This is a genomic window from Longimicrobium sp. (assembly GCA_036387335.1).
GTDB lineage: Bacteria > Gemmatimonadota > Gemmatimonadetes > Longimicrobiales > Longimicrobiaceae > Longimicrobium.
In genome coordinates this window covers 1-26,480 of sequence record DASVTZ010000114.1, presented here as the reverse complement: position 1 = coordinate 26,480, position 26,480 = coordinate 1, and the positions used below count along the sequence as shown (strand labels likewise).

Annotated in this window: 31 protein-coding genes; 21 read left to right on the top strand and 10 right to left on the bottom strand. The window is 71.3% G+C overall.

The window, feature by feature from the left end:
- The 4 genes from VF647_10855 to VF647_10840 form a co-directional block, all read left to right on the top strand.
- Positions 1–450 (top strand): hypothetical protein (locus tag VF647_10855; protein HEX8452588.1); only part of this gene is annotated, 450 nt, incomplete at its 5' end.
- A 10-nt stretch (positions 451–460) separates the two neighbouring features.
- Positions 461–979, top strand: coding sequence for a DUF3341 domain-containing protein (locus tag VF647_10850; protein HEX8452587.1), 519 nt, complete (start codon positions 461–463; stop codon positions 977–979).
- A complete protein-coding gene (locus VF647_10845; GenBank protein ID HEX8452586.1) occupies positions 966–1,673 on the top strand; it encodes a cytochrome c in 708 nt (235 codons plus the stop codon). Before VF647_10850 ends, VF647_10845 begins: the two co-directional genes overlap by 14 nt.
- 20 nt (positions 1,674–1,693) lie before the next feature.
- Positions 1,694–3,019 (top strand): hypothetical protein, encoded by a 1,326-nt coding sequence (locus VF647_10840; GenBank protein ID HEX8452585.1) that lies wholly within the window; start codon positions 1,694–1,696, stop codon positions 3,017–3,019.
- A gap of 373 nt (positions 3,020–3,392) precedes the next feature.
- On the opposite strand, the gene VF647_10835 is transcribed toward VF647_10840, so the two are convergent.
- On the bottom strand, positions 3,393–3,713 hold the full coding sequence (locus tag VF647_10835) for a hypothetical protein (GenBank protein ID HEX8452584.1): 321 nt from the start codon (positions 3,711–3,713) through the stop codon (positions 3,393–3,395).
- 242 nt (positions 3,714–3,955) lie between these two features.
- The gene (locus VF647_10830) at positions 3,956–4,132 is read right to left on the bottom strand and encodes a hypothetical protein (protein ID HEX8452583.1); all 177 of its coding nucleotides are present in this window, start codon (positions 4,130–4,132) and stop codon (positions 3,956–3,958) included.
- 148 nt (positions 4,133–4,280) lie between these two features.
- Between VF647_10830 and VF647_10825 the strand changes: the two genes are divergently transcribed.
- On the top strand, positions 4,281–5,222 hold the full coding sequence (locus VF647_10825; protein ID HEX8452582.1) for a DMT family transporter: 942 nt from the start codon (positions 4,281–4,283) through the stop codon (positions 5,220–5,222).
- A 98-nt stretch (positions 5,223–5,320) separates the two neighbouring features.
- Here VF647_10825 and VF647_10820 read toward each other — a convergent pair whose 3' ends face one another.
- From VF647_10820 to VF647_10810, 3 genes are read right to left on the bottom strand one after another with little or no spacing between them, the layout of a single operon-like run.
- Positions 5,321–5,698, bottom strand: coding sequence for a hypothetical protein (locus VF647_10820; protein ID HEX8452581.1), 378 nt, complete (start codon positions 5,696–5,698; stop codon positions 5,321–5,323).
- Positions 5,695–6,312, bottom strand: a complete 618-nt coding sequence (locus VF647_10815) for a sigma-70 family RNA polymerase sigma factor (protein HEX8452580.1) — start codon at positions 6,310–6,312, stop codon at positions 5,695–5,697. The genes VF647_10820 and VF647_10815 overlap by 4 nt, the downstream gene beginning before the upstream one ends.
- Positions 6,309–6,935, bottom strand: a complete 627-nt coding sequence (locus tag VF647_10810; protein HEX8452579.1) for a hypothetical protein — start codon at positions 6,933–6,935, stop codon at positions 6,309–6,311. The genes VF647_10815 and VF647_10810 overlap by 4 nt, the downstream gene beginning before the upstream one ends.
- 349 nt (positions 6,936–7,284) lie before the next feature.
- Here VF647_10810 and VF647_10805 point away from each other — a divergent pair, with 349 nt between their 5' ends.
- The 7 genes from VF647_10805 (at position 7,285) to VF647_10775 (ending at position 12,701) form a co-directional block, all read left to right on the top strand.
- Complete coding sequence (locus tag VF647_10805; GenBank protein HEX8452578.1) at positions 7,285–7,869, top strand: RNA polymerase sigma factor; 585 nt, start codon at positions 7,285–7,287, stop codon at positions 7,867–7,869.
- Positions 7,857–8,684, top strand: a complete 828-nt coding sequence (locus tag VF647_10800; GenBank protein HEX8452577.1) for a hypothetical protein — start codon at positions 7,857–7,859, stop codon at positions 8,682–8,684. Before VF647_10805 ends, VF647_10800 begins: the two co-directional genes overlap by 13 nt.
- Before the next feature lie 27 nt (positions 8,685–8,711).
- Positions 8,712–9,722 (top strand): PDZ domain-containing protein, encoded by a 1,011-nt coding sequence (locus tag VF647_10795; protein HEX8452576.1) that lies wholly within the window; start codon positions 8,712–8,714, stop codon positions 9,720–9,722.
- Positions 9,723–9,868: 146 nt separating this feature from the next.
- The gene (locus VF647_10790) at positions 9,869–11,176 is read left to right on the top strand and encodes a DUF4105 domain-containing protein (protein HEX8452575.1); all 1,308 of its coding nucleotides are present in this window, start codon (positions 9,869–9,871) and stop codon (positions 11,174–11,176) included.
- Positions 11,176–11,523, top strand: coding sequence for an arsenate reductase family protein (locus tag VF647_10785; GenBank protein ID HEX8452574.1), 348 nt, complete (start codon positions 11,176–11,178; stop codon positions 11,521–11,523). Before VF647_10790 ends, VF647_10785 begins: the two co-directional genes overlap by 1 nt.
- Positions 11,524–11,653: 130 nt before the next feature.
- The gene (locus tag VF647_10780) at positions 11,654–12,211 is read left to right on the top strand and encodes an RsmD family RNA methyltransferase (protein HEX8452573.1); all 558 of its coding nucleotides are present in this window, start codon (positions 11,654–11,656) and stop codon (positions 12,209–12,211) included.
- Positions 12,204–12,701, top strand: a complete 498-nt coding sequence (locus VF647_10775) for a GNAT family N-acetyltransferase (GenBank protein ID HEX8452572.1) — start codon at positions 12,204–12,206, stop codon at positions 12,699–12,701. Before VF647_10780 ends, VF647_10775 begins: the two co-directional genes overlap by 8 nt.
- Positions 12,702–12,927: 226 nt before the next feature.
- Here VF647_10775 and VF647_10770 read toward each other — a convergent pair whose 3' ends face one another.
- The gene (locus VF647_10770; GenBank protein HEX8452571.1) at positions 12,928–13,686 is read right to left on the bottom strand and encodes a TonB family protein; all 759 of its coding nucleotides are present in this window, start codon (positions 13,684–13,686) and stop codon (positions 12,928–12,930) included.
- A 100-nt stretch (positions 13,687–13,786) separates the two neighbouring features.
- The gene (locus tag VF647_10765; GenBank protein HEX8452570.1) at positions 13,787–14,479 is read right to left on the bottom strand and encodes a uracil-DNA glycosylase; all 693 of its coding nucleotides are present in this window, start codon (positions 14,477–14,479) and stop codon (positions 13,787–13,789) included.
- Between the two features lie 182 nt (positions 14,480–14,661).
- Here VF647_10765 and VF647_10760 point away from each other — a divergent pair, with 182 nt between their 5' ends.
- On the top strand, positions 14,662–15,369 hold the full coding sequence (locus tag VF647_10760) for a hypothetical protein (GenBank protein ID HEX8452569.1): 708 nt from the start codon (positions 14,662–14,664) through the stop codon (positions 15,367–15,369).
- Positions 15,370–15,677: 308 nt separating this feature from the next.
- Here the strand turns inward: VF647_10760 and VF647_10755 are convergent, their stop codons facing one another.
- A complete protein-coding gene (locus VF647_10755; GenBank protein HEX8452568.1) occupies positions 15,678–16,001 on the bottom strand; it encodes a hypothetical protein in 324 nt (107 codons plus the stop codon).
- 133 nt (positions 16,002–16,134) lie between these two features.
- Here VF647_10755 and VF647_10750 point away from each other — a divergent pair, with 133 nt between their 5' ends.
- Positions 16,135–17,466: an HD domain-containing protein gene (locus tag VF647_10750; protein ID HEX8452567.1), complete on the top strand. Its 1,332-nt coding sequence runs from the start codon at positions 16,135–16,137 to the stop codon at positions 17,464–17,466.
- On the top strand, positions 17,463–18,551 hold the full coding sequence (locus VF647_10745) for a response regulator (GenBank protein ID HEX8452566.1): 1,089 nt from the start codon (positions 17,463–17,465) through the stop codon (positions 18,549–18,551). The genes VF647_10750 and VF647_10745 overlap by 4 nt, the downstream gene beginning before the upstream one ends.
- Before the next feature lie 401 nt (positions 18,552–18,952).
- Here the strand turns inward: VF647_10745 and VF647_10740 are convergent, their stop codons facing one another.
- Positions 18,953–19,960, bottom strand: coding sequence for a M23 family metallopeptidase (locus VF647_10740; protein HEX8452565.1), 1,008 nt, complete (start codon positions 19,958–19,960; stop codon positions 18,953–18,955).
- A 217-nt stretch (positions 19,961–20,177) separates the two neighbouring features.
- Here VF647_10740 and VF647_10735 point away from each other — a divergent pair, with 217 nt between their 5' ends.
- The 3 genes from VF647_10735 to VF647_10725 all read left to right on the top strand — a co-directional run bounded on the left by VF647_10735 (position 20,178) and on the right by VF647_10725 (position 22,839).
- Positions 20,178–21,743: a 5'-nucleotidase C-terminal domain-containing protein gene (locus VF647_10735; protein ID HEX8452564.1), complete on the top strand. Its 1,566-nt coding sequence runs from the start codon at positions 20,178–20,180 to the stop codon at positions 21,741–21,743.
- Positions 21,744–21,831: 88 nt separating this feature from the next.
- Positions 21,832–22,464, top strand: coding sequence for a hypothetical protein (locus VF647_10730; GenBank protein ID HEX8452563.1), 633 nt, complete (start codon positions 21,832–21,834; stop codon positions 22,462–22,464).
- Positions 22,465–22,482: 18 nt separating this feature from the next.
- Positions 22,483–22,839: a hypothetical protein gene (locus tag VF647_10725; GenBank protein ID HEX8452562.1), complete on the top strand. Its 357-nt coding sequence runs from the start codon at positions 22,483–22,485 to the stop codon at positions 22,837–22,839.
- A gap of 257 nt (positions 22,840–23,096) precedes the next feature.
- Here the strand turns inward: VF647_10725 and VF647_10720 are convergent, their stop codons facing one another.
- The gene (locus VF647_10720; GenBank protein HEX8452561.1) at positions 23,097–23,810 is read right to left on the bottom strand and encodes a S8 family serine peptidase; all 714 of its coding nucleotides are present in this window, start codon (positions 23,808–23,810) and stop codon (positions 23,097–23,099) included.
- 120 nt (positions 23,811–23,930) lie between these two features.
- Here VF647_10720 and VF647_10715 point away from each other — a divergent pair, with 120 nt between their 5' ends.
- The 3 genes from VF647_10715 to VF647_10705 all read left to right on the top strand — a co-directional run.
- A complete protein-coding gene (locus tag VF647_10715; GenBank protein HEX8452560.1) occupies positions 23,931–24,722 on the top strand; it encodes a CBS domain-containing protein in 792 nt (263 codons plus the stop codon).
- 147 nt (positions 24,723–24,869) lie between these two features.
- Entirely contained in the window at positions 24,870–25,826 is a 957-nt protein-coding gene (locus VF647_10710; protein HEX8452559.1) for a zinc ABC transporter substrate-binding protein, read from the top strand.
- Positions 25,819–26,480, top strand: a 662-nt coding sequence (locus VF647_10705; GenBank protein HEX8452558.1) for an ABC transporter ATP-binding protein, incomplete at its 3' end; no start/stop codon positions are given. The genes VF647_10710 and VF647_10705, both read left to right, overlap by 8 nt.

Below are 26,480 nucleotides of genomic sequence, written 5' to 3'. Positions count from 1 at the left end.
CGCGGGGTGTTCTGGGACCGCGTGACGGGGCAGTACTGGTGGGCCGGGTGGTCGATGATCACCTTCAACGCCATCATCCCCCAACTCCTGTGGATCCCCAGCTTCCGGCGCAACCTGAACGCGTTCTTCCTGATCGCGATGTTCGTGAACATCGGGATGTGGTGGGAGCGCTTCGTGATCATCGTGCCGAGCCTGGCCCACAGCTACGAGCCCTGGAAGTTCATGAACTACCACCTCACCTGGGTCGAGGCGTCGATCCTCCTGGGGAGCTTCGGGTGGTTCTTCATGTGGTTCCTGCTCTTCCTGCGCTACCTGCCGGGGCTGTCGATCGCCGAGATCAAGGAGGTGCTGCCGCCGCCCATGCGCCATGCGCACGGCGACGACCACGCGGCGAACGTCGACGCCAGCGGCACGCAGGTGGAACACTATCCGACCGGCTACTACGCCTGACCACGAGCCTATGAGCAAGCTTCGCACGGGCGTGCTGGGCGTGTTCGCCCACCTGGACACCGCCACCGACGCCATCCGGCGGCTGAAGCGCGAGGGGTACGAGATCACCACGTACTCGCCCACGCCGCGCCACGAGGTGGAGGAGGCCATGGAGACGCCGGAGAGCCCGGTCCGGATCTTCACCCTGACCGGCGCCTTCACCGGCACCGCGGCGGGAACGGCGCTGGCCACCTGGACCTCGGTGGACTGGCCGCTGATCGTGGGCGGCAAGGAGATCATCGCGCTCCCCGCCTTCTCGGTGATCATGTTCGAGGTGACGATCCTGCTGGGGGCGCTCTCCACGGTGGCGGGGCTCTTCCTGCTGGCGCGGCTGCCGCACATCGGACCTCCGGAGGCGCCGCTCTACCACCCGTCGTTCACGGCGGGGAACTTCGGCGTGTTCGCGCACGTCCCCAAGGACCGCTACGACCAGGTCCAGGCCATCTTTACCGAGGCCGGATCCCAGGAGGTGCTCGTTGAGCAACGTTAAGACGGCGGCGTTCGGCGCGCTGGTGCTGGCGCTGGGCGGGTGCACGGACTGGGCGATGTACGACGTGGACAAGGCGTACGACGCCGTGCCGCAGGTCGCCACCATGCGCCGCTCGGTGAGGCCGGAGTGGCAGGAGGACCCGCGCAACCCGGCCCCGGGCTCGGTGCCCGTGTCCGGCCCCAACGGCGACATCCCGGCCCCGTACCTCAACAGCCAGCTGGACTCGGTGGCGCCCACGCTGCGCAACCCGTTCGCGGGCACCACGCGCAACGACGTGCTGGTGCGCGGCGAGCTGATCTACACCCGCAACTGCTCCGTCTGCCACGGGCCCAGTGGCGCCGGCGACGGCCCGGTGGTGGGGGGCGGCAAGTTCCCCTTCGCGCCGCCGCTGAACGGCGGCACGGCGGTGGGCCGCTCGGACGGCTACATCTACGCCATCGTGGAGGCGGGACGCGGGCTGATGCCGCCGTACGGCGAGCGCGTCACGCACATGGACCGCTGGGCGGTGGTGGAGTACGTGCGCGCGCTGCAGCGCCGCGCGGGCGCCACGGGCACGGCGCAGCCCAACCCGGGCGGCGCGGTGGGTGCTCCGCCCCCGGCCCAGGTGCAGGGGCAGCTCCCCGCATCGGCGCGCGACTCCGCCGCTCCGCTGAACGCTCCGGCCCCCGCGGCTCAGCCGCAGGGCCCGCGCTGACCCCGCAAGGATACTGACTGATGGCCGGACATTCGAGCTCGATGCCCACGCGCATCCCCTTCCGCACCCTTCCCAAGGCCTCGGGGGCGCTGCTGGGACTGATCGCGGTGGCGCTTCTCCTGGGCGTGGCCGCTGCGGCGATGACGCTGACGGGCGGCCACGAGGGCGCGGAGCGGTTCGCGCAGGCGTTCCACTTCAACTGGATCTTCTGGTCGGGCACGAGCATGGGGATGGTGATGCTCACCGTCGCCCTGCACCTGACCAACGCGCGCTGGTCGTGGTCGCTGCGCCGCTTCGCCCTGGCGGGGGTGGCCTTCCTCCCGGTGAGCTTCGTGCTCTTCGCGGTCGACTGGCTTGGCGCCGGCCACCTGTTCCACCACTGGGTCCACGCGGCGCCGGGAGACCACGTGCTGGAGGCGAAGAGCGGGTACCTGAACCTCCCGTTCATGATCATCCGCGACTACGTGGGGATCGCCATCCTGTACGGCCTGGCCATCCGCTTCGCCATGCTGGCGCTGCGCCCGGACGTGTACGGCGCCGCGCAGACGGACGGGCAGCGCCGCTGGTACGACCGCATCACGCGCAACTTCCGCGGCGTGAACGAGGAGGCCGTGCGCTCGCGCGAGACGATGACCAAGGTGGCGGTGTTCCTGGCCTTCGGGTACGCCATCATCTGGGGGATGCTGGGGATCGACCTGGGGATGTCGATGCTGCCGCACTGGTTCAGCACCATGTTCCCGGTGATCTTCTTCATCGACGGCTTCCACGCCGGCATGGCTATGACGGCGCTGATGGTGGTCGTCTTCCGCAAGCGCGCCGGGGTGGACGAGTTCATCACGAAGAACCAGTTCCACGACCTGGGCAAGCTGATCTTCGCCTTCGCCGTGTTCTGGATGTACATCAACTGGTCGCAGTACGTGGTGATCTGGTACGGCGGCCTTCCGCACGAGCAGGAGTGGTTCGTGCAGCGCTTCCACGCGCCGTTCGCCACGATGGTGCGGATCGCGGTGGGGTGCATCTTCGTGGCGCCGTTCCTGGGCCTCCTCACGCGCCCGCCCAAGAAGACGCCCGCCGTGCTCGGCACATTCGCGGTGGTGATCCTGGTGGGCCACTGGCTGGAGCGCTTCCTCCTCACCGTGCCGTCGCTCTACGAGTCCGGCCACGTGGAGCATCTCCCCTTCGGCCTGCCGGAGATCGGGATCGCGCTTGGGTTTGGGGCGCTGTGGCTCTTCTGCTACACCTGGTTCCTGCGCACCTTCCCGATTCTCCCCTCGCCGGCCACGCTGGCGGCGGTTGACACGGGCTTCATGGAGATCCCCGGCGAAGGCCACGCGGCCCACGCCTGATCGCGAGCTTTCGGGTGGATGTGAAAAACCGGTCCCGCGGCGGTGTGCTGCGGGGCCGGTTTGGTGTTTGGAAGCCCCGGCGGTTGAAACCGCAGCAACAACCGCGGGAAGCCTGCCTTCGCAGGCTCGGGGCGGCGGGGATCGGCGCGGGAGGTGGGTTCCGCTGCCGCAGCACCGGGGGCTGAAGCCCCCGGCTGGAACTACGCGAAGACCGCTGAAGCGGTCTCGTCGGGTCTGGTGCGGTGGCAGATGGCGGGCGGCGGAGCGGTGGCGGGCACGTGCGCCCGACGGCGCGCACAGAAAGCAACACCCCCTCCCCCAGGCAGTTTTGGGGGAGGGGGGTGCTTCGCGGAGCGACGCTGGGGGTGGGGCCCTACCGTGGCGCCGTGTTCGAAAGCGCGTACGCCCCCACGAACCCGATCACCTTCTGGCCCCCCGCGTCCGACGTGATGGCGATGTCGCCGTTCTCGAGGCGGGTGGCCCACACGGCATCCCCGCGCCGCAGCCGGGCGACAGGGCGGCCGCCGAGCTGCACGTCGGTGTCGGTGACGACCCACTGGCGCTCGGCGCGCTGCTCCACGTACGAGTCGGGGTACTGCACGCGGAGCACCTTGCCCAGCGATACGCCCACCACCAGGAGCACCAGGACCAGCACGATCGCGCCCAGGATGACGAAGCCTCCCTCGTCGCGCATGCGAGGGGTGCGCTGATTCGCGTTCGAATACATCATCTTATTGAAGAGTGTGGGTAGTACGAGCGACCCGGTGTCAGCTAAAGTCGACCCGGCGAGAGCGGGAACGCGCCGAGTCAATGCAAGCGCGCAACGAGGAAAGAAGCCACAATCGTACCTAGCAAAAAGTAAAGGCCTCGAACAGAGGCCGGTACTCGCTATCGTATAAACAGTTCACGAACCGTTCGTGCCGTAGCTCCCAAGCATCAGGAGTCTTCGCCGGTACCCGGATTCGTTTCGTTGCTTGCGTTTGTGCGGTCATCTTGCAGCTTCGACGCGGACCTGTCCCGCGCGACCGCGAGCCACGCCTTCTTGGCCTGGCTCACCGTCACCTTGTCGCTCTTGTGGGCGGGCTGAACCGTCCGAAGCCTTTCCTTCGCCATGGCCGTCTCCCTGGATGCGGTCTCTTGGAATTTACAGGAGTTTTCGGCGTCACGCAATCTTGGTTGCGCCCTGGCCGGCGGGGGTGACGGATCGGGGGGCGGGGATTATCTTCGGGGCTCGAAAATGGTTGTCCCGCACGCGGTACGCATGTCCACGGTCCGTCCGGCGCCTGAGGGCGCATCGATTCTTCCCGCTGCAACGGCGGCCTCCGGCGTCCGGCACATGGCGCTGGGGGCCTTCTGGTTTTCGGTTATGGCGGTGCTGGTGAAGACGGCCGGCAGGAACCTCCCCAGCCAGGAGATCGTGCTGGTGCGCGGGGTGGTGACGCTGGTGCTGAGCATCGCCATGGTGCTGCGCGCCGGCATCTCGCCATGGGGCGCGCGGGAACGGCGCCCGCTGCTGGTGCTGCGCGGGATCTTTGGGTTCGCGGCGCTCTCCTTCTTCTACACGTCGCTGGTGCACCTCCCGCTCGCGGAGGCCACCCTCATCCAGTACACGAACCCCGTCTTCACCGCGATCCTCGCCGCGTGGCTGCTAGGCGAGCGGATGGGACGGCGGGAGGTGGGGTGCGTGGCGGCGAGCCTGGCCGGCGTGGTGCTCGTCGTGCGCCCCGCCGCGCTTCTCGGCGGGGCGGCATCGGTGGTGAGCCCGCACGCGGCGCTGATCGCGCTGGCCGGCGCGATGTGCAGCGCGATGGCCTACGTCACCATCCGCCGCATCAAAGGCGAGAACCCGCTGGTGATCGTCTTCTACTTCCCCCTGGTGACCGTCCCCGCCACGCTCCCGTTCACGCTGCCGCAGTGGGTGTGGCCGACGCCGCTGGAGTGGCTCGTGCTGGCCGGGATCGGCATCGCCACGCAAATCGCGCAGGTGAACATGACGCGCGGCCTGCAACTGGAGCCCGCCGGCCGCGCGACGGCGGTGGCGTATCTGCAGGTGGTGTTCGCGGCGGTGTGGGGAGTCGCTTTCTTTGGGGAGCGGCTGGATGCCTGGGTCCTGGCCGGCGCCGGGCTGGTGCTGGCGAGCACCGTGGTGCTTGCCCGTGGCCGAAGGGCGGCGGAGGGGGTGGCGGCGGAGACGGAAGCGTGAACAGCGGGGAATGGGAACAGCGGGGGAATGGGGAAGTGGGGAATGGGGAATGGGGAATGGGAACCGCGAGTGATTCCCCATTCCCCATTCCCCGCAGTTCAGCTTCCCACCAGCGCCGCCATCAGCGCTCGATCGGCGGCGTCGCCCGAAAGCATCTGGTCCACGTTCGACGGGAGCGACTCGGCGACGATGGCGTCGACGATGAGGCGCTCCTCGGCTGGCAGAGGGCCGGGAACGGGGGCGGGGCGCAGCGCGAAGACCAGCGACGCGGCGATGCCGGCGGCGGCGCCCAGCGGCAGCCAGGCGCGTGCCCGCGGACGGCGCGCGGGCGAGCGCAGGCGCGCCAGCGGCAGCTCCGCGCGGCTGTTGGCGACGCCGCGCAGGCGCTCCCAGTCCACGTCGTCCATGGGGGGCTGCGGGGTGGCGGAGCGCAGGAGCGCCGCCAGCTCCGGGTCGCGGATAGGCTCGGTGTTCATTCTTCTCTGCTCCGTTCGTAGGGCGCCAGCGCCTGGCGCAGCGCCTTGCGGGCCTCGTGCAGGTGCCAGCGCACGGTGCCGTCCGATATCTCCATGATCTGCGCGATCTCCGGTCCGCTGAACCCTTCCAGCTCGAACAGCTCCACCACAAGCTTCTGGCGCTGCGGGAGCGTGTCCAGGGCGGCGGCGAGGCGCTCGCGAAGCTCCGCGCGCTCCGCTTCGCGCTCCGGCGACGGGCCTTGCGAGGAGGCCGTCTCCGGGATCTCGTCGACCGCGCGGAGGGCGCGTGCCTTGCGGGCGTTGAGCCCCCGGTTCACCAGGATGCGAAAGAACCAGGGCGCGAACGCCCGCCCCGGCTCGAAGCTGTCGATGCGCTGCAGGACGACCATGAAGGTGTCCTGCACCAGGTCCTCGGCGTCTTCCTTCTGCCCCAGCACGCGGAACGCCACCGAGAACGCGCGGTGCATGTAGCGCGTGACGAGGGTGTCGAAGGCACGCCCGTCGCCGTGGCGGACGCGCTCGACCAGCTCCGCCTCGCCATCCGGCGCGGCGGGTGCCGCGCCGGTGGCGATGGGGAAGGCCACGGCGGGTCCCGCCGCGCCCGCGCGGATCACGGGCGGGGGCTGCCGGTGCCGCCCTGCTGCCCTTGCTGACCCGGACCCCGCCGTCCCTCGCCGGGCCGTCCGCCGCGGCGGCGGTGACCGTCCTGGCCCTGCATGCGGTCGCCGCGGTTGCGCCGCGCCTCCTGCATGAGCTGGCGCGCGCGCTCCTTCTGCTGCGGGTTGAGGACGCCCTGGGCCTCCTCCATCGCCGCGCGGATGTTGGCGCGCATCTGCTCCATGGGGGCGCGCATCGCCTGCGGGATTTCGCGGCGGTGGCCCTCCTCGCGCAGGCGGCGCAGGGTGTCGCGGCGCTGCTCCGGGGTCAGCCGCTCCATCTGCGCGCGGCGCTGCGCCTTGAACTGCTCGTGCTGCGCCTGCAACTGGGCGCGGATGGGCCGGTTGCGCTCTTCCAGCCTGCGGCCGATCTCCTGCAGGCGCGTCACCTGCGCGTCCGTCAACTGCAGCTCCTGGCGGTAGGCCAGGAGTCCCTGGAACGCGGGGCGGTGCTGCCTTCCACCCTGCTCCCAGCGCCCGCCGCGGACGGAGTCGGCGCCGGGGCGGCCGTTCTGCTGCGCGGCTGCCGGCGCGGCGGCCAGCAGCCCGAGTGCGACCATGTATCGAACGTAGCTCTTCATCGTCGTGTACCGTAGTGTGCGGAATCGTGCGGGCGACCGCCGCCCGTGTGGTGCTGCACGATAATACCGTTCGGAGCCGCGAAACGTTGGGAGGGGGGAAGTGCGTGAGTGCGTTAGTGCGTTAGTGCGCCCCCCATTCTGTCATCCTGAGCGACGCGCTGCTCGGCACTCGCCCGGTCTCCACCTTCTGGCGCGGAGCGATGGATCTACTGTGCGGGCTACGGAGTTGGGGGTTGCGTACGATTCCCGCCCGGCTCCCGCTAGATCCTTCGGTTACGCACTAACGCACTAACGCACTAACGCACTAACGCACCCTCCCCGGCAACCCTTCCGCGGAACCCGGCATCCTATGCTGTGGACCCGTGAACGGATCATGGAAGACCTGGAGCTGATCGAGCAAGCGAAGCGGGGCGACGGCGGGGCGGTGCGGGCGCTTTACCAGCGCCATGCACGCCGCGTGTACGCGGTCGTGCGCCGCCTGGCCGGCGACGACACGCTCGCCGAGGACTGGGCGCAGGACGCCTGGCTGCGCGCCATCCGCGCCCTTCCGACCTTTCGCGGCGACTCGGCGTTCACCACCTGGCTCCACCGGATCGCGGTAAACAGCGCCCTGCACGGGCGCAGGTCCAGGGAGCGGCGCAGCGGGCGAGAGGCGCCGCTGGAAGAACAGAGCGCGCTGGTGAGGCCGCAGGGGGAGAACGCGGTCCTTCGCCTCAAGCTGGAGCGGGCGATGGAGAAGCTCCCGGAAGGCATGCGGCGCGTGCTGGTGCTGCACGACGTGGAAGGGTACACGCACGAAGAGATCGCGGAGATGCTGGGGGTGAACCCCGGCACCTGCAAGAGCCAGCTTTTCAAGGCGCGGGCAAGGATGAGGTCGCTGCTCAGCCCCTCGTCCCTCGTCCCCGCGGAAGGAGTGGAAGCATGCAGCACCTGACGCTGGAAGAACTGGCCCGCCTGGTGGACGAAGCGCCCGAGCCGTCCGAGGCCGAGCACCTGCGCGACTGCCTGGTCTGCCGCCGCGAGCTTGGCGCGATGCGCGCGCAGACCGCCGCCCTCGCCGAGCTCGCCGATCCGGAGCCGAGGCCCGGCGCCTGGAGGGCTCTGGAGGCGGCGCTGGCCGAGGAAGGGCTGATGCGCCCGGCGCCGGCGCGCGCCGTCCGCAGCTGGCAGCCGCTGCTGAGGATCGCGGCGGCGCTGGTGGTCCTGGCCACGGGGGCCGCGGCGGGGCTGTCGCTGCTGCGTCCCGGGACGCCGGACCATGTGGCGCAGGCGCCCGTTCAGCCGTCCAGGAGTGAGGGCCGGGTGCTGGGGGTGGCGCAGCTTCCCCGCACGAGCGCGGAGACGCGGGTGGTGGACGCGCCGGTGGTGGAGGATGCCGCCGTGCCCGCGGCCCATCCCGCGATGGCGCACCTGGTGTCGGCGCGCGTGGGGGATGCGCCGCGAGTCGCGCCGAGGCGCCGCGCTCCGGCCCTCACTCCCGAAGCGAAGGCGGCGGCGCGGGAGCTGGACGAGGCGGAGGCTGCGTACGTGGCCGCGCTTCGCAAGTACGCCGAGATCGCGGACCCGGCCAGCGGCGCCGACCCGGAGACGCGCCTCTCCGCGCTGAACACGCTCGTGGAGACCACCGGCCGCGCGCTGGAGCGGGCCCCCGGCGACCCCGTGCTGAACGGATACCACCTGGCCGTCCTGGACGAGCGCGATGCTCTCCGGCGGCAGATCGACCGCGCGTCGCAGAACGCGTGGTACTGAACCGAGTCAACCGAAAGAGACCGAAAGATGCGCCTGATCAAGGGATGGATGCCGCTGCTGGCGGCAATGCTGATGGCCCCCGCCGCCCTCGCCGCCCAGCCCGGCGGTGCGCAGCGCGGGTGGATGGGCGTGGCCTTAGACTGGGACAGCACCGGCGCCCGCGAGGCCCGCGTCGCGGAGGTGGTGGCGCGCTCCGCCGCCGAGCGCGCCGGGCTGCGCACGGGCGACGTCGTGGTGCGCGTGAACGGCGCCCCCGCCACCGAGCGCACCATCGAGCGCCTGCGCGAGGAGCTGGAGGTGGGCGACACGGTGCGGCTGCGCATCCGGCGCGGCCGCGCGGAGGAGGAGCGCCGCGTCATCGCCGCCGCGCGCCGCGAGACGATCGCCCGCACCCGCACCCTTCCCGGCGAAGTCACCATCATCGACGATGACAACCGGGTGACCCTCCACGTGGACTCGCTGCGGATGCACCTGGACAGCCTGGGCCGGCGCATGGGCAAGCTGCGCGAGCGGGTGCACACGCGCCGCGGCGACAGCGTCGTCGTCTACAGCTTCGATCGTCCCGACGGCCGCCGTGGCGACAGCGTGGTGGTGAACCTGCGCTCGATGGACCGCATGGGGCGCGCGCTGGGGCGGGAGCTGGGCCGTGAGTACGAGGTGGCGCGGACGCTTCCCTTCTTCCTGGACGTGGGGCGCCGCGCGGTGGCCGGCGCCGAGCTCTCGGAGCTGAACCCGGAGCTGGCCCGCTACTTCCGCGTGGACGACGGCGTGCTGGTGCTGCAGGTGTCGCGCTCCACCCCGGCCGCGCGCGCGGGGCTGCAGGGCGGCGACGTGATCGTGCGCGCCGGGGGCCGCACGGTGGGCTCGGTGGCCGACCTGCGCCGCGCCTTCGGGACGCAGGAGGGCAGCGTGCGGGTGGAGGTGGTGCGCCAGGGCCAGCGCCGCCAGCTCGACGTGGAGTGGCGCGGCGACCGCGTGGAGATCGAACGGACCGAGCGCGTGCGCATCCGCGGGCAAAACGAGCGCTCGCGGAACTGACCGCCTCCGGCGCGGTACAGCGGGGTCCCTCCGGCATCCGGGGGGACCCCGCTTCTCGTTGCGCCCCCGCCGGGCGTGGCGAAGGCGGGGTGAAGCGCGTTACCTTGCCGGTCAACCCGTTGCGTTCCCTTTGCATGCGCCTCGTGATGCAGCACACCGTCCGCCCGCTCCTGCGGTGCGCGCTGGCCCTCCTCGCGATCCTGTCGTTCGCCGTCCCGGCCGCCGCGCAGGCGCCCGCGCCGGACACGGTGCCGCGCATCTTCGTGATGACGATGGGCCCCGGCGACCAGGTGTGGGAGCGCTTCGGCCACAACGCCATCTGGGTGCACGACCCGCGCACCGGTGGGGAGCTGGCGTACAACTACGGGATGTTCGACTTCCAGCAGGAGAACTTCTTCAAGAACTTCATCCAGGGGAAGATGGAGTACTGGGTGGCCGCGTTCGACGCCGGCGCCACGATGCGGCACTACGCGTCGTACAACCGGTCGGTGGCGGTGCAGGAGCTCAACCTGACGCCCGCCCAGGCGACCGAGCTCGCGCGGCTGCTGGACGTGAACGAGCTCCCGCAGAACCGCTTCTACCGCTACGACTACTATCGGGACAACTGCTCCACCCGCGTGCGCGACGCCATCGACCGCGTGCTGGGCGGGCGGCTGAAGGCGGCCACGGAGCGCGTCTCCGCCGGCACCACCTACCGCGAGCACACCGAGCGCCTGACCGCCGCCGGCGCCGCGGACGTCCCCATCTTCACCGCGCTTATGGGCGGCCTGGGCCCCGCGGCGGACCGGCCGATCTCGCGCTGGGAGGAGATGTTCCTTCCCGGCGCGCTGCACGACCGCCTTGCCGAGTTGCGGGTGCCAGACGCCGCGGGCCGCATGGTGCCGCTGGTGCGCGAGGAGATGCAGGCCGTCCGCTCCACCCGTCCGCCCGCTCCGGCTTCGGCGCCCAACTGGCTCCCCGGCTACCTCGTCGCGGGTGTGGCTCTGGGCGGGCTGCTGGCCTTCCTGGCCTCGCGCGCGTCCAGGGGCCGCGGCGCGCGCTTCGGATTCGCGGCGGTGGCGGGGCTCTGGCTCCTCTTCGCGGGGTCGGGCGGGTGGATCCTGGCCGGGCTCTGGTCGCTGACCGACCACGCCATCGCGTACCGCAACGAGAACATCCTCCAGCTCTCGCCGCTGGCGCTTCCGCTGGTCCTGCTGCTGCCGGTGCTGGCATACGGCGCGCGATGGGCGGCTCGGCCGGCGTGGCTGCTGAGTGCGGCAGTGGCGGGGCTCTCGGTGCTCGGCTTCGTGCTGCAGGTCCTGCCTGGGCTCGACCAGGCGAACGGGTGGATCATCTCGCTGGCGATGCCGGTGAACGTGGCGCTGGCGTGGGCCGCCCGCCGCATGGCCGCCGACCTTCCCGCGCGCGCCATCGCGCCGGCCGCCGCCCGCCGCCGCGCTACCGCAAACGCCTGATGGAAGTCCAGATCTTCGGCACCAAAGGGTGCGCCGAGACGCGCAAGGCGCTCCGTTTCTTCAAGGAGCGGCGCATCCGCACCCACTTCGTGGACCTGAAGGAGCGCCCCGCATCGGCCGGCGAGCTGAAGCGCTTCGCCCAGAAGTTCGGCGCCGACGCGCTGCTCGATCGCGAGTCGAAGCGTTACCGCGAGCGCGGCCTGCATGCGGCGCACCTCTCCGAGTCGCGCATCATCCCGCTCCTCGAAGACGAGCCCGCCCTCCTCGTCACGCCCCTCCTGCGCTCCGGCAACCTCCTCGCCGTGGGCTGGAACGAGCCGCAATGGCGGGAGTGGACGACGGCATGAAAAAGCAACAGGGTTCACGCGGAGGCGCGGAGACGCTGAGAGAACTCAGCGCCCTCTTCCGCGACTCCGCGTCTCCGCGTGAGACAAATGGGATGTCCGCCCCGCGCCGAAATCCGCGGGAGGGAGCGATATGAGGATCGTGGCGGGAAAGTGGGCGGGGCGGCACCTGACCTCGCCCGCAGACCGGCGCGTGCGGCCCACCGCCGAGCACGTGCGCGATGAATGGCTGCGGCTGCTGGAGCCGGACTTCCCCGGCGCCCGCGTGCTGGACCTCTTCGCGGGTACGGGCGCGCTGGGGCTGGAGGCGATGTCGCGCGGGGCCCGCTCGGCAGACTTCGTGGAGACGCGCCCCGCATCGCTGCACGCGCTCAAGGCCAACGTCGCCGCGCTGCACGTGCGCGAGAAGACGAGGATCTTCAAAAAGGACGCGCTCCCCTTCGCGGCGGCGCTCCCCATCGCCCGCTACGACATCGCCTTCGCCGATCCGCCGTACGAGAGCCGCATGCTGGACCGGCTCCTGGAGAGCTGGATGGCCAAGCCGTTCGCGGCCATCCTCACGCTGGAGCACTCCATCAAGCACCTCCTTCCCGAGGGCGGCGAGGAGCACTTCTTCGAAGACACCATGGTCACCATCTACCGCGCCCGCCTGGCCGACCTGCGCCGCGCGGAGGAGGAGGACCGTGGCTGATTTCACTCTGCGGCCCGCCACGCACGACGATGCGGAGCGGTGGCTGGCGCTGGTGGACGCGCTCGCGGACTACGAGAAGCTCGATCGGCCCCGCCCCGACGCCCGCGAGCGTCTGGTGCATGACGCATTCGGGCCGCCCCCGAACCGCATACAGGTGTACCTGGCGGAATCGCGAGACGGCGAGGCGCTCGCGTACGCCATCACCTGCGAGACGTACTCGTCGTTCCTGGCGCTCCCCACGCTCTACCTCGAGGACCTGTTCGTCCTTCCCGAGGCGCGGCGACACGGGATCGGCAAGGCGTTCTTTCGCTTCCTCGCGGCGGAGGCGCTGGTTCGCGGGTGCGGGAGGATGGAGTGGGTGGTGCTCGATTGGAACGAGCTCGCAATCGAGTTCTACGAGGGCCTCGGTGCGCGCCACATGCGCGAGTGGTACACGTACCGGCTGACGGCGGAGCAACTCGCGGATATGGCGGAGGTGACGGGGGGGTGAATGGGGGGTGGCCGGCGCGGGGCGTGCGCCCCGGGGCGGGGGCGCCGGGGGGCATGCGCGCCGGGGGCGGGGCGCCGGCGCCGCACACCGGGGGATAAATCCCCCGGCTGGAACGACGCGAAGACCACTGAAGTGGTCTTGAGGGGCGCGGCATCCCCGGGGCCAAACAGACAAAGCGGGTCCGGCGCACGGCGCTGGACCCGCTTCGTATTCCCGCACGCAGGCGTTAGCTCTGCTCGGGCTTCCAGTCGATGGGGATGGTCACCATCACGGGGACGGCCTGGTCGCCCACGTGGGCGGGGCGGAAGCGGAAGCGCTCCACGATGCGCAGGGTCGCGTCCGAGAACTGCGGGTTGGTGGCGGATACCACGCGCACACTTCCGGGCCGCACGCGGCCGTCCGCATCCACGATCAGCTCCAGCATCACGCGGCCCGCGACACCCTGGTCCGCCAGCACGCGCGGGTAGAAGCGCTCGAAGAGGCGCGCCACCTCGCTGCCGTTCGCCAGCCTCGGCGTCTCTTCGACCATCTCCGGCGTGTAGACGCCGTCGTGCTGGAACGGCGGGTTCGGCGTGGGCTCGATCTGCCGCGTGGGCGGGGTGGGTTCCGCCGGCCGCGGTCCGAAGACGTCACCGGGGGCGCCGTCGCCCGTGACGTGCACCGCGAGCAACGGCTGCTCGTCCAGCTTGGGTTGCGGGATCTCTGTCGGCACCGTGGTGGGCGCGGGCAGCTCTACCGTCTCGCCGGGCGTGGGCGGCGGCGGGGTGTCCGGCTGCTGCGGCTCGTCCGGGGCGGGGGGCGGAGGCGCCGGCTTGGCGATGTCCCATTCGTCCACCACCTGCTCCTCGGGCCGGGTCTCGACCATCGCGGCGGTCGAGCTGGCAACGACGCCCACGAGCAGGAGGAGGTGCGCGCCCACGGACAGGGCGACGATGCGCGGCGAGGAGAGCCGGCGCTTGCGCTTGCGGGTCAGGACTCGGAACATGGTGCTCCTCCTGCTGTTGCGTGGCGGGTGATGCTCGGCCCGTTCGCCGGTGCCTCACCTATCGAACGGACCTGCCCCGCCATTTCTGACACGACTTCGCCTACCCCTCTTCCACCGTCTCCGGCAGGCACCAGTCGACCGGCTCCTGCCCGCTCCGCTCCAGCGCCTCGTTCACCTGCGAGAACGGCTTGCTTCCAAAGAACCCCTTGTCCGCCGAGTAGGGCGACGGGTGCACGGAGCGGATGACGGCGTGCCGGGACGTGTCGATCAGCTCCTCCTTCTTTCCAGCGTACGCGCCCCACAGCACGAAAGCAACGGTGTTGCCGCGCTCGTTGACCGCGCGGATGATGGCGTCGGTGAAGCGCTCCCATCCGCGGTTCTTGTGCGAGTTGGGCTCGCGGCGCCGTACGGTGAGCACCGCGTTCAGCAGGAGGACGCCCTGCTCGGCCCAGCTCGCCAGGTAGCCGTGCTTTGGGATGGGACACCCGCGGTCGTCGTGGAGTTCCTTGAAGATGTTGGCCAGCGACGGCGGCGGACGCACGCCGGGGCGCACGGAGAAGGCAAGCCCGTGCGCCTGGCGCGGCCCGTGGTACGGATCCTGGCCCAGGATGAGCACCTTGACCCGGTCGTACGGCGTGAGATCGAGCTGCGAAAAGACCTCGTCCTCGGATGGGAAGACGGTCTGCGTGCGGCGCTCCTCTTCCACGAAGCGGCGCAGCTCGGCGAAGTACGGCTGCTCCACCTCGGCGGCCAGCGCGGGCCGCCACGACGGCGGGATGCGGTCCAGCTCCATCGGCGCTCCGTGTCCAGGGTGTACGTTTCTAGCGTTGGCGGCGCGGATGCAAGGCGGGGACCCGGCCCGCGCGGCATTCCGGTTGCAGCCTCGCGCTTGCAGGACGCCTGCTCCCGCCCGTGGAACCCGGCGGGGGCGGCGCGCGGTAGAACCATGGAGACCCACCCCAACGGAGGACCGCCATGATCAAACCCAACGTGAGGGCGTCGTTCGGAAGGCGTGAGGCGGAGCTGCTGCTGTCGCTGGTGGGGCCGGGGGGCGAGGAGCGCCTCCGCGACCAGGGGATGGACGCGCTGATGGACGATCCTCTGGTGCTGCGCGCGCTGGTGCAGCGCGGGCGGCTGAGCCCCGCGCCGGCGCCTCTCTTCTTCTACATCCTCGCGCGCCACGCCCTCCTCCAGCGCGAGATCGTGGACCGGCAGATGGCGGACTACACGGCGGCGCTGCTGCTGGAGTTCGGCACGGCGGGGAAGGCGCACCGGGTGGAGGGCGGGGGAGAGTCGTTCTACTACCTGGCGGACATCGTGGCCGCGCTGGAGCAGGCGCACGGCGAGCGCGAGTTCCTGCTGCGCGTGCACCTGGGGAACTTCGCGCTCTGGCTGGCGGGGGTCTTTCCGGAGTACATCACGCACCGCGTGCAGCGCCGCGGCGCGCCGGGGATCGCCTACTACGACGCGATGGGCGCCGCCGGCTTCCGCGCCGCCGCCGCGAGCGACCTCGCTCTCCGCCACGGCGTGGGCGACGTATTCCTGGGCGTGGCGGATCGCTTCCGCGACGTGCGCTCCGCCCTCAACTCCCTCTCCGATACCGTATTCTTCCCCACCGCCCCCGACCAGGTGGAGCGCATCCTTCGCCAGGTTACGGACGACTTCAACCGGCGGGATGGGTGAGGGGTGGCCGGGTGGCGGGGGTGGCGGGGGGGGGGCGCGGGGGGGGCGGGGGGTGGCGGGTGTCGGTGGTGGCCGGGGTGTCGGTGGTGGTCGGGTGGCCGCGGTGGCCGCGGTGGCCGCGGTGGCCGCGGTGGCCGGGCGAATGAATTCGCGGCTGGAAACGCGCAAAGTCCGCCTTCGCGGACTGGCCGCGGCCTACGAGCCCACTTCAGTGGGCTTCGCGTGGTTCCAGCCGGGGGATTTATCCCCCGGTGCGGTTTATCCCCCGGTGCGGTTTGCCCCAAGGCGGTTTGCCCGGGCTTCGGCGTTCATCCCCCCGTATCCGGCTCCGCGCGCACGCAGAGCTCCTCGAGCGAGATGTCGCTGTCGTGGGCCCAGCCGGCGGGGATGGGGCGCAGGCGGCGCTTCGCCTCGTCCGATTCGAAGCAGAGCCAGCCCGTTTCCGAGGGCGGAAAGTAGAGCCGGGCGCGGTTGAGGTCGTGCCGCCGCGTGGGGATCATCCGCCGGTCGTTGTGGAAGATCCTGATCTCGCGCAGCCGCCGGACGGCCACGCGGCGGTCCACCGGCGCGGGAACGACGTCCCACACCCTCCAGCGCTTCCCCTGCGAGTCCACGAAGCGTCGGTACGGCATTCGGCCCCGGTCTGTCCGTGTGAGTGGATGAAAGCTGAGGGCCTCCTTTTTCAAGTGTCGGGCCACGGCGCGGGCACGGCTGCTTGACACCGCGGCGGCTGGCGGGGTACACTCGCACCCCATGCCACACAACGTGCATTCGCCCCACGAGTTCGAGGTCGTCCGCGACCCGCTGTGGAACACCATCCGCGTGGACCCCACGGCGCTGCGGATCATCGACGCGCCGGAGTTCCAGCGTCTTCGCTACATCCGCCAGCTCGGCCTGGCGTACCTCGTCTATCCTGGCGCCAACCACACCCGCTTCGACCACGCGCTGGGCGTGTACCACCTGTCGCGCTGGGCGCTGGCCATCCTGGGCGAGCGCGGCGAGCTGCGCGAGGTGGACCCGGTCGACTGCACCCTGGTCCCCTTCGCCGGGCTCCTCCACGACATCGGCCACTACCCCTTTTCGCACGCGCTGGAGGAGCTGGACGAGGGGCGCGTCCCCGGCCACCACGAGGCGCTGACCGCGCGCTTCCTGGCGGCCCCGCGCATCCGCGAGGCGCTGGAGGCGCTGGCCCCGGACGCGCCCGCCCGCATCGAGGCGCTGGTCCGCGACCGGTCGCCGTCGCCGCTGCAAGGGCTCGTCAGCGGCTCGCTGGACCTGGACAAGCTGGAGTACCTGCGCCGCGACGCGCGCTTCACCGGCGTGCCGTACGGCGAGGTGGACGTCGACCGCCTCCTCCACGCTCTCACCCTGCTGCGCGACCCGGAGACGGGGACGCTGCAGATGGGAATCCACGAGAAGGGGCTCTCCGCGCTGGAGTCGCTCCTCTTCGCCAAGTACCAGATGTTCCGCAACGTGTACTGGCACCACGCCGTGCGCGCGGCCACGGCGCTGTACAAGCGGCTGGTGCAGGACGCCGTCGATGGCGGCGTGGTACGCCCCGACGAGCTGGTGGGGCAGAGCGACGAGCGGCTCCTGGCGCTCCTGGAGGTGCGCGCGGGGCTCTCGGACACCCCCGCGGCGCGGCGTGTGGCGGAGCGCTGGATCCCCGGCGTGCGCGAGCGGCGCCTCCCCAAGCGCGCGCTGGAGCTCCCGGGCGAGGCGCTCCGCGGCCTCCCCGCCGAGGAGTGGCTGTACGACGATGGCGCCCTCCGCCACGCGCTGGAGCTGCGGCTGGCCGAGGAGCTGGAGATCGCGGACGGCGGCGTGTTCGTGGACTATCCCGAAAAGCCGCGCATGCTCGGCCTGGAGCTCCTCCTCCTGCGCCGCGACGGCGCCGTGCAGCGCCTGGAAGACGAGGGACGCTCCGGCCTCATCGACCTTCCCCGCGTGGCGGACGAGCTGTACTACACGGCGCGCGCCTTCCGCATCTTCACAACGGAGCGGCGCACGGTGTCCGAGAAGTCGATCCTCCCCCTCCTCTCGCTCGATGCCGCCGCCCTCCGCGAGCGTCTGGCCCGGCCGGAGGCGCTCCTGTGACGGAGAGCGTGCAGGGCCGCATCCTGATCGTGGAGGACGATCCCGCCGCCGGGCACGTGCTGCGCGCGCTCCTGCGCCAGGTGGGCTACCAGGCGGACGTGGCGGAGGACGGCCCGGCCGCCCTGCGCTCGCTGGATGAGGATGGGCGACCGGACCTGATCCTCCTGGACTGGATGCTCCCGGGGATGAGCGGCCTGCAGCTCTGCCACCACGTCCGCACGCGGTGGGATGCGCTGCAGCTTCCCATCCTGATGGTGACCGCGCGCACCGACCCGGAGAGCGTGTACGCCGCCTTCGACGCGGGCGCCAACGATTACGTGACGAAGCCGTTCCGCGGTGCCGAGATCCGGGCCCGCATCGCGGCGCACCTGCGCGTCCGCCGCCTGGCCGAGGACCACGTGCGGATGGAGGACCACCTCCGCGAGCGCGACAAGCTCTCCACGCTGGGGCTGCTCGCTGGCGGCGTGGCGCACGACCTGAACAACCCGCTTGCGGTCATCAACGCGCACACCCAGCTCCTCCTTCGCCGCGCCCCCGACGAGGCGAGCGCCGCCGGCCTCCGCGAGATCCTGGACGCGGTCGACCGCTGCCGGCGCATCGTGGGCGACGTGCTCGGCTTCGTGCGCCGCCGCCCGCGCGAGCGGGGAATGGTGGACGTCGGGACCGTGCTGCGCGCCACCTACGCGCTCCGCGAGCGGCACCTGGTCACCGGCGGCGTGCGCGCCTCCCTGGAGCTTCCGGACGTGGCCCTGCCGGTCTTCGGCGATGCCGGGCAGCTCCAGCAGGTCTTCCTGAACCTCCTGATCAACGCGGAGCAGGCGCTGCGCGACGGCGGCCGCACCCTGCGCATCTCCGCCGAGCTTGGGGAGGAGGCGGTGGTGGTCGACTTCTTCAACGACGGCCCCCCGATCCCCGCCGACTCGCTCCCCCACATCTGGGAGCCGTTCTTCACCACCAAGACCGCCGAAGAGGGCACGGGCCTCGGCCTCCCCATCAGCCGCCGCATCGTCCAGGAGCACGGCGGCGAGATCTCCGTGGTCAGCGGCGCGGAGGGGACGACGTTCTCGCTGCGGCTGCCGGTGTAGGGGGCCCTCACCCCCGGCTCGTTACACTCGCCTGCCCCCTCTCCCGATAACAGGAGAGGGCTCCGCCCTCTGTTATCGAGAGAGGGGGCGTATGTCGTTTCCAGGCGCGCAGATACCGGTAGGGGCGCGATTCATCGCGCCCGTGTCCGACGCTGCTCCGCCGCCCGCTTTGTAACACCGATCTCGGTAGGGGCAGACCTGCGTGTCTGCCCACCCTTGCCCCCGCCGCGACCCCCGCCCCCTCGCACCCAAACCCGTAGGGGCGGCCCCGCGTCGCTGCCCGTGCCATCCCCCGCTCCGCCGCCCGCGACGCGGCACCAACGCACGCCAAACGCCCCTCCCCCAGCAGGTTGGGGGAGGGGCCGCGAGGAACGAGCGGGGGAGGGGGCCCGCGCCCCGCCCTACCTGAACGCCCTCCGCGACACCAGCGTGGGCGCGCGGGCCAGGAGGCGGCCCAGCTTGCGGCGCTCGCCGCGCCAGCCGTCGTCGTAGCCGACGTCGTGGGTGGAGCCGGCCTCGGCCTGCGCGAGGAGGGGGTTCACCGGGCGGCCCTTGCGGCGCACCTCGTAGTGCAGGTGCGGGCCGGTCGCCAGGCCCGAGGAGCCCACGTAGCCGATCACGTCGCCCTGGCGCACCGGCATCCCCGCGGCGACGGCGGGGGAGATGCGCGACAGGTGGGCGTAGCGCGTCGCGTAGCCGTTGGGATGCTGGATCTCCACCATGTTCCCGTACCCGCCGCGCGGCGCTGCGTACGACACGCTCCCGTCGCCCGTGGCGCGCACCGGGGTGCCGTAGCCGGCCGCCAGGTCCACGCCGGTATGCGGCAGGATGCGGCGCAGCAGGGGGTGCATCCGGTCCAGCTTGAAGGGCGAAGTCACGCGCATGGAGGCCAGCGGGCCGCTCCAGGCGACCGGGTCCAGCGAGCGGCCCAGGTCGTCGTAGTAGCCGGGCGCCTCGCCCTGGTCGTACAGAAAGACGGTGTGCATCCCCCCGCCCACCGCGGCCTCGGCGGCGAGCACCTGGATGGAGCGGGTGGTGCCGTCCGGCCGCCGCGTGCGCTCGTACGCCACCCGCAGCCGCCCGCCCCCGTTCAGCGCCGCGCCCTCCAGCACAGGCATGTAGATCTTGTCCAGGTGCCGTCCCACCATCCCGCGCTCCGCCGGCGACAGGTCGCTGGCCAGCGTGGCGAGCGCCTCGGTAAACGAGCCCCGCGCGAAGCCTCCCACGAAGAGCGTGTCCACCGTGACCGCCGGAGCCGCGTGGATGGCGGGGAGCACCATCGGCGGGTCGGCGGGGGCGGTGCCGCCGGCACGGGCGAGCGCGGCCATGCCAGCCAGCGCGACGGCGGCCAGTGCGGCGCCCGCCAGGAGCGGAGGCGCGTGCTTGCGTATGGAGGCGGGGAGGTACATCGGCAACAGGGGTGCGGCGACGCGGCGGCGGGGGCCGGGGACGGGTGCGCGTGGCTGTGGGGGGGAAGTGAAGATAATGCGACTTCGCGCGGCGCGGAAGGATTTCGTGCGCGGGAGTCTCTCCTTGTGCATCCGGCGCGCTCTTCGTAATCTGAAACCCGCGTTCACCCTTCCGGTTCGCGATCCCCGCAATCTCCTGACGATGCCAGCAGTTTCGATGCGTTCACCGCGCGCCCTGGCGCCCCTGGCCGCGCTCCTGCTCGCCGCCGCGCCTGCCGCGGCGCAGGGCCGCTTCGTCCCCGCGCTTTCGGTGGTGCAGATCAACGACGTGTACCGCATCGACGCGGTGGAGAACGGCCACGTCGGCGGGCTGGGGCGCGTCACGACGCTGGTGGAGCGCACCCGCCGAGCGGGGAGCAGCCCGGTGATGGTCTTCCACGCCGGCGACTTCATCGCCCCCTCGCTGGAGAGCAAGCTCTTCGCGGGGGAGCAGATGATCGACGCGCTAAACTTCGTGCACGCGCGCGCGCCGATGCTGGTGGTGCCCGGCAACCACGAGTTCGACGAGCGGGACCCCGCCATGTTCCGCAACGCGGTGCGTGGGTCGCGCTTCCCCTGGCTGGCCGCCAACCTGACCGTCACCGACACCGCGACCCCCCGGCTGGCGCGCGACACGATGATCGTGGCGGGGGGGATGAAGATCGGCGTCTTTGCGCTCACCTACATCGACGCGCCGCGCCCGTACGCCCGCGCGGACAGCGCCTTCGTGAAGATCGCGGAGCGGCAGATCCGCGACCTGGAGCGGCGCGGCGCGGACGCCATCGTGGCGATCACCCACCTGGAGCACGTCACCGACCTGCAGATCGCCACGCTGCGCCGCCGCCATCCGAAGTTCGTATGGATCGCGGGCGGGCACGAGCACTTCCTCATCCAGGACCCGCTCACCGCCGGCACCGCGCTGATCACCAAGGGCGACTCCAACGCGCGCCGCGTGTGGCGTGTGACGATCGGCCGCGACGGGCGCCGCCCCGCCGTGCGCGCCGAGGCGGTGGCGCTGGACTCCACGGTGGAGATCGACCCCGCGTACCAGCGCGAGGTGACGGCGAAGTGGGCGGCGCGGCTGCGCGGGCGCATCCCCACCTTCGACGTCGCCATCGGCCGCACCAACACACCGCTGGATGCCACCGAGGAGACGGTGCGCAACTCCGAGAGCGCGTGGGGGAACTGGCTGGCGGACCGCATGCGCCGCGCCTTCCCCACGCAGGCCGCGGACGTGGCGGTGCTGAACGGCGGCTCGCTGCGAATCGACGACGTGATCCGCGACTCCGTCCGCTGGGAGCACGTGGAGCGCACCTTCGGCTTCCCGACCTCGGTGGGCCTCGTGTGGCTGCGCGGGCGCGACCTGCGCGAGGCGGTGCTGGAGAACTCCGTCTCCGGCGGGCGCGGCGAGGGGCGCTTCCTCCAGGTCTCCGGCCTCCGCTTCACCTTCGACCGCACGCGCCCCGTCGGCGACCGCGTCACCCGCGTCGAGATCCAGCGCGACAGCGGCTGGGCCCCGCTCGAGGAGGAGCGCGTCTACGTGGTCGCCGTCCCCGACTACATCTTCGGCAACGGCGACGGCTACCGCTTCCGCGACCTCGCCACCCAGACCGTCCCCCCCGGCCCCTCGCTGAAGTGGCTTGCCGTGCAGGGCCTGCTGGATGCCTACGCCCGCGGCCAGGCGATCACGGCGGGGGTGGAGGGGCGGATTACCGAAGCCGGGGCGACAACAGAAGTGCGTTAGTGCGTGAGTGCGTGAGTGCGTTTGGATCCAGCGCACTCACGCACTAACGCACTCACGCACCTTTTTTCGAATCTTACAACTCACACCAATGTCCGATTCCTTCTCGCCGAGCGAGCTGGTGCTGCTCCTTGGCGAACGTTTCGCGGGGGCAGGGAGCTTCACGCAGGGCAAGGAAGAGCTGCTGACAGGCGCCGCGACGGTGGCGCAGAACGAGCTCGCGCGGGAGGTGCTCACCGTCGCGCTCCTGGCCATGGAGCAGGCGGGGGAGATCCGCATTATCAACGAGAAGCGGAAGGCGATGCTTGGACTCACGACGCGCCAGGCGCTGGTTGCCGAGGCGACGGGGAGCCGCGCCGCATGGCCGGCTGGGAGCCTGGAGAGTGAGCTTCGCGACACGATCGCCGCGTCGCGCGCGGAGGTGTACGACGTCGTCTACCGCTGGTTCGGCAACGACATGGACTCGCCCGAGCGCCACGTGCTGGACCGTGTAAAGCGCGGGCTGGTGGGGCGCGGCCTAGTGCAGCGCGAGGAGAAGCGCACCCTCAAGATCTTCGTCTCCCACGACGACACCCTCCCCGACTCCACCCGCTCCCTCCTCGCCGCCGAGTCGCCGGATGCGCTCCTGGGGCTGCTCCGCGCGCCCGGACGCGCCGAGGTGGTGGAGCTCATCCGCAAGCAGGTGACGAAGGCGCTCAACCGCCGCACCGAAGACGACGACTGACGCACAGGGACATCGAAGATGGCTTCCAGCGGAAAGATCTGCGTGGTGACGATTGCGCTGGTGCTGGCGCTCACGGGTGCCATCGTGGGCGCGGTCCTGTGGAACGCGGACCGCACCAGCAAACGCCTCACCGCCGAGGCGGAGGCGGTCGGCCTCGTCGCCACCCCGACGAAGTGGTGGGACAGCATCGACGAGGAGAACAAGGAGGGCTACACGCTGACCTTCGCCTACGTGGGCCCGAAGAACCAGGTCTTTTCGCGCAAGATGGAGGAGATCGAGTGGTACGACTCCACCAAGCGCTACAAGGTCTGTTACAACCCCCAGAACGGCGACGACTGGCGGCTGTACCCCGAGGACCACGTCTGCGGGGAATAACGGAATTGTGATGCGGAACCGGAGCACGCCGGGGGCTGAAGCCCCCGGCTGGAACCACGGGAAGACCGCTGAAGCGGTCTCGTACGCGGCGTGTGGGGCCGACGCCGCAGTTCTCCCCCACCCCGCCCTCCGCCCCCCACCCCAACCCGCCGAAGCCACCCCGAGCCCCCTCTCTCGATAACAGAGGGCGGAGCCCTCTCCTGTTGTCGGGAGAGGGGGCAGGCGAGTGTAACGAGCCGGGGGTGAGGGCCCCTCCCTCACCCCGCCACCCGCCCCAGCATCTCCCGCACCTCCTCCACCCCCGCCCCCGGATACCGCTCCAGGATCAGCGCCACGATCCCGGTGATGTGAGGCGCCGCGAACGAGGGGCCGGACATCACCTCCTCGCGCCCGCCCAGCCACCGCAGCCGCTGATCCTTCCCCGCCGCCGTGCACTCGACTACCGCGCCAGGCCGATAGCGGAAATCCCAGGGCGAGAGGAAGTCACCCGCATCCACGCCGATGACCTCGTCGAACGCCGCAGGGTAGGTGGCGCGGCCCGCGCTGGGCGACGAGGCGACGATCAGCATTCCGCCACGGCGGGCGCGCTCGCATGCGGCGAGGAGCGGGGCGCGCTCGTGCTCCAGCGTCGTCCCGAGGCTCAGGTTCACGAGGGGGATCGACTGCTCGGCGGCCCAATCGATCCCGGCCCGCAGCGCCGCGGGGGAGGTCTCGAGCTGGCTTCCGAAGACGCGGATGGGGACGATGGCGGCCTCAGGCGCCAGGCGCAGGATGAGGTCCGCGCAGGCGGTGCCGTGGCCCAGGCGGTCGTGATCGTCGTCGGTGCGCAGGAGGGCGAAGTCGTCGTCCGGGTCGGTGAGGCCCACGCCGGGGAGGACGCGCGGATCGGCGAGGGTGCGGTCCCAGCCGGTGTCGATCACCCCGACGCGGACGCCGCGGCCCGTGGCGTCGCCCAGCAGCTCGCGGATCATCCGGGGAGGGGGCTCGGGCGGCATGGGGACGGGTGCGGGGGGCGGAAGTGGAAGCGGGCCGGTGCACAACTTGCCGGTCGCCCGCGGTCCAGGCTACACCCAAACCGCACGGAGGTGACGATGGCTCGTTACGGCAGAGACTACGACGGTGGCGACCGCGGGCCCATTCCGCTCTACGGCCAGGGCGGGCCACCCGACCGGGGGCTCGGCTTCGGGCGCGGCGGCGAGTACGGCACCGACAACGGATGGGTGACCGGCACCGGCCCCGCCGGAGCGCAGGGCGGCGGGCGGGAGGTGCGCGGCAACGCGGGCCGGCGCGGGGAGGCCAAGCGCGGCGCCGAGCGCGCGCGCGACATCATGACCGAGAACCCCGAGGCCGTCACCCCCTCCACCACCCTTGGCGAGGTCGCCAGGCGCATGGCGGAACTCGACGTCGGCATCCTTCCCGTGGTCGACGACCCGGAGGTGCGGCGGCTGCGCGGCGTGGTGACGGACCGCGACCTGGTGGTGCGCGGCATGGCGCGCGGGCTGGGCGACTCGGCCACGGTGGCGGAGTGCATGACGCCCAACGTCTCCACCGTCAACCGCAACGCCTCGGTGCGGCAGGTGATGGACGTGATGCGGCGCGAGAAGGTGCGGCGCGTGCCCGTTGTCGACGGCGAGGGGCGCCTGGTGGGGATCATCGCGCAGGCCGACCTGGCGGTGAACTACGCCGGCCTCGACCCGGAGCGCGAGATGGAGGTGGAGGAGGTGCTGGAGCGCATCTCCGAGCCCGGCCTTCCGCGCTACCGCTCCGCGAGGTACGACCACGACCACGGCGGGGGGATCGCCGGCCGTGTGCGGGGCGGGCTCTCGGGGGTGCAGCGCGGCGCCCGCCAGCTCCTGGACCGAGCCCGCGACATCATCGACTGAGTACGCCTCCGATGCGGGGCACGGGCGGCTCCCGTGCCCCGCGTTGTTTTTTCCGGAAACCGCTTCGAAGCCTTGACATCCAATCGCCGACAGTTCATCATGTGTCTCGGAATTTAAACTCGTTTAAAATACCCATTCGCACCGTTCGTGAAGCTGATCTCACTTCGCTTTATCGCCGCACTGTCGTTCGCCGCCGTGGTTGGAATGGCGGCGTGCGCACCTCCGGAGCCCGCCGCCAGCCAGGGCCGCCTCAACGTCGTCACCACCGTGGGGATGATCCGTGACGTGGTGCAGAACGTCGGCGGCGAGCACGTGCACGCGACGGGGCTCATGGGCCCGGGCGTGGACCCGCACCTGTACAAGGCGAGCGAGGGGGACGTGCGGCGGCTCTTCAGGGCGGACGTCGTGTTCTACGGCGGGCTGCACCTGGAGGCGAAGATGGCCGAGGTGCTGGAGGAGATGGGCGGTCGCACCCGCGTAGTCGCGGTCACCGACGGCATTCCGCGCGACCGGCTCCTGGCGCCGCCCGAGTTCAAAGGGGCGCACGACCCGCACGTCTGGTTCGACGTCCGGATGTGGGAGATGACGGTGGACACCATCGCCAGCACCCTCGCCATCGCCGACCCGCCGAACGCCGCCGCCTACCGGCGCAACGCCGTGGCCTACCACGCGCGGCTGGACTCGTTGGACACTTACGTGCGCGCGCAGGCGGAGCGGGTGCCGCGCCAGCAGCGGGTGCTGGTGACGGCGCACGACGCTTTCAACTACTTCGGACGCGCGTACGGCTTCGAGGTGCGCGGGCTGCAGGGGATCAGCACCGCCTCCGAGGCGGGGACGGGCGACGTGCAGGCGCTGGCGGAGTTCATCGCGCGGAGGAAGATCCCGGCCGTCTTCGTGGAGTCGTCCATCCCGCGCCGCACCATCGAGGCGGTGCAGGAAGCGGTACGCGACCGCGGCTGGGACGTGCGGATCGGCGGCTCGCTCTACTCGGACGCCATGGGCAATCCTGGAACCCCCGACGGGACGTACGACGGGATGGTCCGCCACAACATCGACACCCTGGTGGGCGCGCTGCTGCGCGGTCCTGGAGAACGGAATGACTGACGGCGCCAAGACGCTCGCCATCGAGGTCAACGACCTGACGGTGGCGTACCGAGACAAGCCCGTGCTGTGGGACGTGGACCTGGAGGTGCCGCAGGGCGTGCTGATGGCCATCGTCGGCCCCAACGGCGCCGGCAAGAGCACGCTGATCAAGGCGATCCTGGGGCTGGTGCGCACCGCCGCCGGCCAGGTGTGCATCCACGGCCGCCCCTATCGCCAGGCGCGAGGGATGGTGGCCTACGTGCCCCAGCGCGGGAGCGTGGACTGGGACTTCCCCACCTCCGTGCTCGACGTGGTGATGATGGGCCGCTACGGCGCCCTCGGCTGGCTGCGCCGCCCGGGAAAGCGTGAGCGCGAGCGCGCCATGGACGCCCTGCGCCAGGTGGGGATGGAGGCCTTCGCCGAGCGCCAGATCTCGCAGCTCTCCGGCGGCCAGCAGCAGCGCGTCTTTCTGGCCCGCGCCCTGGTCCAGGATGCCGAGCTCTACCTGATGGACGAGCCGTTCCAGGGCGTCGATGCCAAGACGGAGCGCGCCATCGTCTCCGTCCTCCAGGAGCTGCGCCGCGCCGGCAAGACGGTCGTCGTCGTGCACCACGACCTGGAAACGGTCCCGGAGTACTTCGACTGGGTCCTCCTGCTGAACGTGCGCCGCATCGC